Genomic DNA, 6,241 nt, shown 5'->3' on the forward strand with positions numbered 1-6,241 from the left:
CGCGGAAATCCACGCCCATTACGCTGGTCAGCCATGATCGACCTCCGACTCCTGCGCGATGATCCCGAGCTGGTCCGCGCCTCGCAGCGAGCCCGGGGCGAGGACCCGGCACTCGTCGACGCGCTGCTCACCGCCGATAGCGCGCGCCGGTCCGCGATCGCGACCGCCGATAAATTGCGGGCCGAGCACAAGGCCATGGGCAAGCAGGTCGGCAAGGCGAGCAAGGAGGAACGCCCGGCGCTGCTGGCGCAGGCCCAGGAGATGTCGGTCAAGGTCAAAGAGGCCGAAACCGCGCAGCATGCCGCCGAGGCCGAATTGCAGGAGGCGCACCGGGCGATCTCCAATATCGTCCAGGAGGGCGCACCGGCGGGCGGTGAGGACGATTACGTGCTGCTCGAGACCGTCGGGACGGTGCCCGAATTCGATTTCACTCCCCGCGATCACCTGGACCTCGGTGAATCACTGGGCTTGCTCGATATGGAACGCGGGGCCAAGGTGTCCGGCTCGCGGTTCTACTTCCTCACCGGCTACGGCGCGCTGCTGCAACTGGGGCTTTTGCAGCTGGCCGCGCAACGCGCGGTGGCCAACGGGTTCACCATGATGATCCCGCCGGTGCTGGTGCGACCGGAGATCATGGCCGGAACCGGGTTCCTGGGTCAGCATTCGGCCGAGGTGTACCACCTCGAGGAGGACGACCTGTACCTGGTCGGGACCTCCGAGGTCCCGCTGGCCGGATACCACGCCGACGAAATCCTGGACCTCGGTGCGGGGCCGAAACGGTACGCGGGCTGGTCGTCGTGTTTCCGGCGAGAGGCGGGCAGCTACGGCAAGGACACCCGCGGCATCATCCGGGTGCACCAGTTCGACAAGGTCGAGATGTTCGTCTACTGCCGGCCGGAGGACGCCGACGCCGAACATCAGCGGCTGCTGGCCTGGGAGCGCGATATGCTCGCCGCCCTCGACGTGCCGTACCGGATCATCGATGTCGCGGCGGGCGATCTGGGTAGTTCGGCCGCCCGCAAATTCGACTGCGAGGCATGGGTGCCGAGCCAGCAGACCTACCGCGAGCTCACCTCCACCTCCAACTGCACCACCTTCCAGGCGCGGCGGTTATCGGTCCGCTACCGCGACGAGAACGGGAAACCGCAGATCGCAGCGACGCTGAACGGGACACTGGCGACCACGCGATGGCTGGTCGCGCTGCTCGAGAACCACCAGCAGGCCGACGGTTCGGTGCGGGTGCCCGCTGCTCTGGTGCCGTTCGTGGGTACCGATCTGCTGACTCCCCCGGCCTGACAGGTTCGCCGCGCACCCGATCGGGGTACCCGGAATACCCGGTTGGGTCAGCGCGCCGGGTTTCGGTTGTTTAGGCTGTTCATCGTGCGAGGAAGCGGGTCTCGCGGCGATACCCGGACGCGGGTACGGGCCGCGTCGGGTGTGGCGACGGCCATGGTCATGTCCCGGACCACCGGGGCGTTCTATGTCATGGGCGGGATACTGGGTCTGCTCGTGACCGCCATCGCGCCCACGCGGGTGCTGTACCCGGGCGACGAGGGCAACCGGGTCCTGGTCGGCTCGGCCGCGGCGGTGGCGCTGTTGCTGGGGATAAGCCTGCTCGGCTGGGGTCCGCGGATGCCGCACTGGCTGCACCACGGCTACGTGGTGGTGGCCACCATCCTGGTCACCATCGCCGTGCATTCGTTCCCGAATACGGTCGCGGCGATCACCCTGGCGTCGTTCTACGTCTTCGTCGCCTGCGATGCCGCGCTGTTCTTCGCCTGGTCGCGGGCCGCGGCGCATATCGCCCTGTGTATGGCGCTGTGCCTGTGGGTGCTGCCGACACGGGCCGGGCTGCCGTGGTGGTCCGGGGTGATCCCCGCGGGCATCACCTTCGGCGTCGGCGTGGTGGTGGGCATCCTGACCCGGATGGCGTCGGAGGCCGATATCGATACGCTCACCGGCCTGCTGAACCGGCGCGGTTTCGACCGGGCCCTCAACACCGCGATCGAACAGGCCGACCGTTCCGGTCAGGCGCTGGCCCTGGTGCTGGTCGATCTGGATCGCTTCCAGAAGGTCAACGATCATCTCGGTCATCGTGCCGGCGACGCGGTGCTGCAGAAGGTCGCCGATACCTGGGCCGGTCTGCTGGGCCCGGGGCAGCGGCTGGCCCGCTACGGCGGCGATGTCTTCGCGGCGCTGCTGCCCGGCACCACCGAACAGGCGGCCATCCTGCTCACCGAGCAGTTGCGGGCCGCCGTGAGTACCGGCTGTTCGGCCGGGGTGACCTCCTGGCAGCCGGGGGAATCGGCCTCGCTGCTGGTCAGCCGGGCCGATGTGGGCCTGTACCGGGCCAAGCAGGCGGGGCGGAACCGGACGGTCCTGGAATCCGGGCATCGCACACCGCTGGCGGTGGAACTGCGCGAGGCCATCGACAACGGCACTCTCGATGTGCATTACCAGCCGATCGTCAGTCTCAGTGACGGTGGCGAGAAGGCGGTCGGAGTCGAGGCGCTGCTGCGCTGGTCGTCGAGTGCGCAACCGGACGTCACCACCGAGGGCTTGATCCGGGTGGCCGAGGAATACGACCTCATCGCCGATCTCGACGAACTGGTGCTGCGCCGCGCCTGCGCGGATGCCGCCCAGCTGCAGGAAACTTTCGCCGCGCTGGAGCTTACCCTGAATGTGAACGTCAGCGGGCTGGAACTGGCCGAATCCGGTTACGCGGACAAGGTCGCGGGGATTCTGGAGAGCACCGGCTGGCCCGCCGACCAGCTGGTGCTCGAGGTCACCGAAACCGAATTGGCCGCTGAATCCGATACCGCGATCGCCAATCTGCACACCTTGCGCGACCGGGGCGTACGAATCGCCATCGACGATTTCGGTACCGGCTACTCCTCGCTCAGCCGGTTGGCCACGCTCCCCAGCGACATCATCAAGGTCGACCAGTCCTTCGTGGCCGCCATCCGGTCCGATTCCCCCGCGCCGCCGCTGCTCGGGGTGATCGCGGCGCTGAGCAAATCGCTGGACCTCCAGGTCATCGCCGAAGGTGTGGAAACCGAACATCAGGCGGCCGTGCTCACCGAACTGGGTTTCGCGCTCGCCCAGGGATACCACTACAGCGATTCACATCCGGTGGCCGATCTGATCAGCGATATGAACCGGGGCCTGGGTACCGCGAACGCCCGCGCGCTCGGGGCCGGGACGGAAGCCGAGAACGGCTGGATTCCGCTCTGAACCACGCCCGCCGGTCTGCGTGAGGCGTAAAAGGTCTTGACCCGTGGGCGTGCGACGCGGATGCTGATCGCATGCGTTTGGTCATTTACCACTGTTGACACCGGCGGGTGAGCTCCGGGCGCCGGGCCGGGCTGCGCGCGCTGACAGTGCGCGCGATATTGTTCGCCGCGACCGGGGACCTGGTTCCGTATTACGCGCTGTACGCGCTGCTCTTCGCTGACCACGGGTTCGGCCCGGGGCAGATTTCGCTGCTGCTCGCGATCTGGTCGATCACGGCTTTCGTCTGTGAAGTCCCTTCCGGTGCCTGGGCCGATACGGTGTCGCGGCGTGGGCTGCTGATCCTCAACGGCCTCCTGATGGCCGCAGGTTTCGGACTGTGGACCCTGGCGCCCTCACTCCTCGGGTTCGCCCTGGGGTTCGTCCTGTGGGGCGTGGCGGGTGCGCTGCGTTCGGGGACCTTCGAGGCGCTGCTGTACGACGAGCTCACCGTGCTGGGCGAATCCCGTGCCTACGCTCGGGTGATCGGCTATACCCGCTCGGCGAGCGAGCTGAGCGCGGTGCTCGCGATTCTCGCCGCGACCCCGCTGTATCTGTGGGGCGGTTACGAACTCGTCGGCTGGGCCAGTGTCGGCTGCGCGATCGTGCACACGGCGCTGGCTAGCAGCCTGCCCGCCGCGCCGCGGTCGGTATCGGCGGCCGAGGTCGCCGAACTCGAGGAAGCCGAAGAACCCGAGGTCGCCGAAGCCGCTGAAAAAGCCATTGCCGAGGCGGGCGAAACCGCGGCGGTCCGGGCCGGCGTAACGCATCGAGGTGCGGCGGATCCGGCGGTGCTCACTCCGAGTCCGCGACCGGCGACCGCGGACCCCGCCACCAGCGGTTCCGGATCTATCCGGCGGTACCTGCACATGCTGCGGACAGGTGTTACCGAAGCGGTCCGGATCCGGATGGTCCGGCGCGGGGTGGTGCTACTCGCGCTGCTCTACGGGATCACCGCCTTCGACGAGTATTTCGGGTTGCTGGCCGGGGAAGCCGGTGCCACCACCGCGGTGGTGCCGATTCTGGTGGGCGTGACCGTCGTCGGTTCGCTGCTCGGTTCACTGCTCGCCGGGCGCACCGAAGCGATGTCGGCGCGCACCATGGCCCGCGCACTCTGCGCGGCGGCTGTTCTCTTCGCAGCGGGTGCCTTGATCGCCGGCGGGGCAGCGCACCGGCCGGGGGCGACCTATGTTCTGGCCGTCGCCGGTTTCGTGGCGCTGGCCGTTTCCTACGGCATCGTCTACAACACCGCCATCATCGCCGAAGCGCGGTTGCAGGATGCGATCACCGGGCCCGCACGGGCCACCGTGATGTCGGTGGCCGGGCTTTCGGAGGAAGTGATCTCGCTGGCCGTGTTCGGGTTCGTGGGTCTGATGACCCTGTGGTTGCCGATGTCGTCGACCCTCGCGCTGCTGGGTATCGCCCTCGTCGCGATCGCCGTGCTCTCCGGGAGTTGGTTACCGCGACAGCCGGGAGCACACGCCACCGAGCCGCAGGAGAACGAACGATCATCGAAAACCGAGCACGAGTGACCGCCGGCCGGACCACCGGTACCGCCCGCCGGAGGGTATCGGCCCGATCACGGGTGCATCGCCACCGAAGCCAGGCGGTACCTCGAGTGCTCGGTCCGGCGACGGTGACCAGCGGATACCCGCCGTGGCGGCAGGAGGGGAGTTCGATAGCGGATGTTCGTGACCGCCCGGCGGCGCGGGCGACGACCGGTCGGTGGGCCGGGACAGCGTCGGTAGGGTTCCGGTCATGGTGGTGCGGCGCTGGGGTCTCGGGCTGGGGTTGCTGATCGGGGCCGGGGTCGCCGTACAGGGCCGGATCAACGGTGAACTCGGGGCACGCCTGGCCGACGGTGTCGCCGCGGCGGTGGTGAGTTTCGGAAGTGGATTCGTCCTGTTGCTGATCGCGGTGGCGCTGAGCGCGCGGCTGCGGGAGGGTTTGCGCGGGGTGCGTGGCGCGCTGGCCGCGCATGAACTGCGACCCTGGCAGTTGCTCGGCGGGCTGTGCGGGGCACTGTTCGTGGCGAGCCAGTCGCTGACCGTGGCCGCCGTGGGTGTCACCGCCTTCACCGTGGGCGCGGTATCGGGCCAGTTGGTGAGCAGTCTGGTCGTGGATCGGCTGGGCATCGGACCGCAGGGCCGCACCCCGGTGACCGCCGCCCGGCTCGGCGGGGCCGCCCTGGCGGTGGGTGCGGTGCTCCTGGCCGCATCCGGCGGGGCCGGGACCGAGGGGGCCGCGACGGCGTCCTGGCTCGGCGCCACCGCCGGGCCGGTGCTGCTCGTTCTCCCGGTGCTGGCGGGCATCGGGCTCGCATGGCAGCAGGCGTGGAACGGCCGGGTCGGTACGTCGGGGAGTCCGTTCGCCGCCACCGTGATCAACTTCGGAATCGGCCTGCTGGGCCTGCTGGTCATCGAAGCGCTGGTCCTGGTGCGGGCCGGGCCGCCCGCCGCCTTGCCCCGGGAACCCTGGCTGTATGTGGGTGGCGCGATCGGGGTGCTGTTCATCGCGGCCGGAGTGCTGGTCGTGCGGTGGGTGGGGGTGTTGCTGATGGGTCTCAGCACCGTGGCGGGCCAGCTCACGACCTCGGTGCTGCTCGACTGGCTCCTCCCGGCCGGTGCGGCGCTGTCACCGGCGAAACTGCTGGGCTGCGGGCTGACCCTGGTGGCCGTGGTTGTCGCGACCTTGCAGCCTGGTCGACCCACAGGGGACATTCGAGCTGAACGGTCGCAGTCCCGGGAGATGACCGGCCCGGACGGCAGAACGTAAGGATGCGGAACTCGGGGTGGATCCGCGCCGCCGGTGGTCGTCTGCCGGACGCGGTACCTTCCGGTGCTGCGGCCCGCTGGGTCTTCCGGGGCCGAGCTGCGGGGGCCCCAACGGGGCCCCCCCCAACGCGGGGGGGGGGGGGGGGCCCCCGCACCACACCCCCCCCCAGGCGGACGGTGGGGGGGGGGGCGAGAGG

4 protein-coding genes are annotated in these 6,241 nt (G+C 69.3%); all 4 read left to right on the forward strand.

Annotation, left to right across the window (positions count from 1 at the left end):
• The first annotated feature begins 33 nt into the window (after positions 1-33).
• Entirely contained in the window at positions 34-1,296 is a 1,263-nt protein-coding gene (gene serS / locus QH276_RS07585) for a serine--tRNA ligase (RefSeq protein WP_280402074.1), read from the forward strand.
• An 84-nt stretch (positions 1,297-1,380) separates the two neighbouring features.
• Positions 1,381-3,234 (forward strand): putative bifunctional diguanylate cyclase/phosphodiesterase, encoded by a 1,854-nt coding sequence (locus QH276_RS07590; protein WP_280402073.1) that lies wholly within the window; start codon positions 1,381-1,383, stop codon positions 3,232-3,234.
• Positions 3,235-3,341: 107 nt separating this feature from the next.
• Positions 3,342-4,802: an MFS transporter gene (locus QH276_RS07595; RefSeq protein WP_280402072.1), complete on the forward strand. Its 1,461-nt coding sequence runs from the start codon at positions 3,342-3,344 to the stop codon at positions 4,800-4,802.
• Between the two features lie 226 nt (positions 4,803-5,028).
• Positions 5,029-6,045 carry a DMT family transporter gene (locus QH276_RS07600; protein WP_280402071.1) on the forward strand — a complete coding sequence of 339 codons (1,017 nt, stop codon included), beginning with the start codon at positions 5,029-5,031 and terminating at the stop codon, positions 6,043-6,045.
• Positions 6,046-6,241 lie beyond the last annotated feature (196 nt).

Origin of the sequence: Nocardia carnea (genome assembly GCF_029869215.1) — a bacterium.
Lineage (GTDB): Bacteria > Actinomycetota > Actinomycetes > Mycobacteriales > Mycobacteriaceae > Nocardia > Nocardia carnea_B.

What these genes read in the sequence shown, in the direction of transcription:
- serS (WP_280402074.1), top strand. Translation starts at nt 34, where the DNA reads ATGATCGACCTCCGACTCCTGCGCGATGATCCCGAGCTGGTCCGCGCC.
- QH276_RS07600 (WP_280402071.1), top strand. Translation starts at nt 5,029, where the DNA reads ATGGTGGTGCGGCGCTGGGGTCTCGGGCTGGGGTTGCTGATCGGGGCC.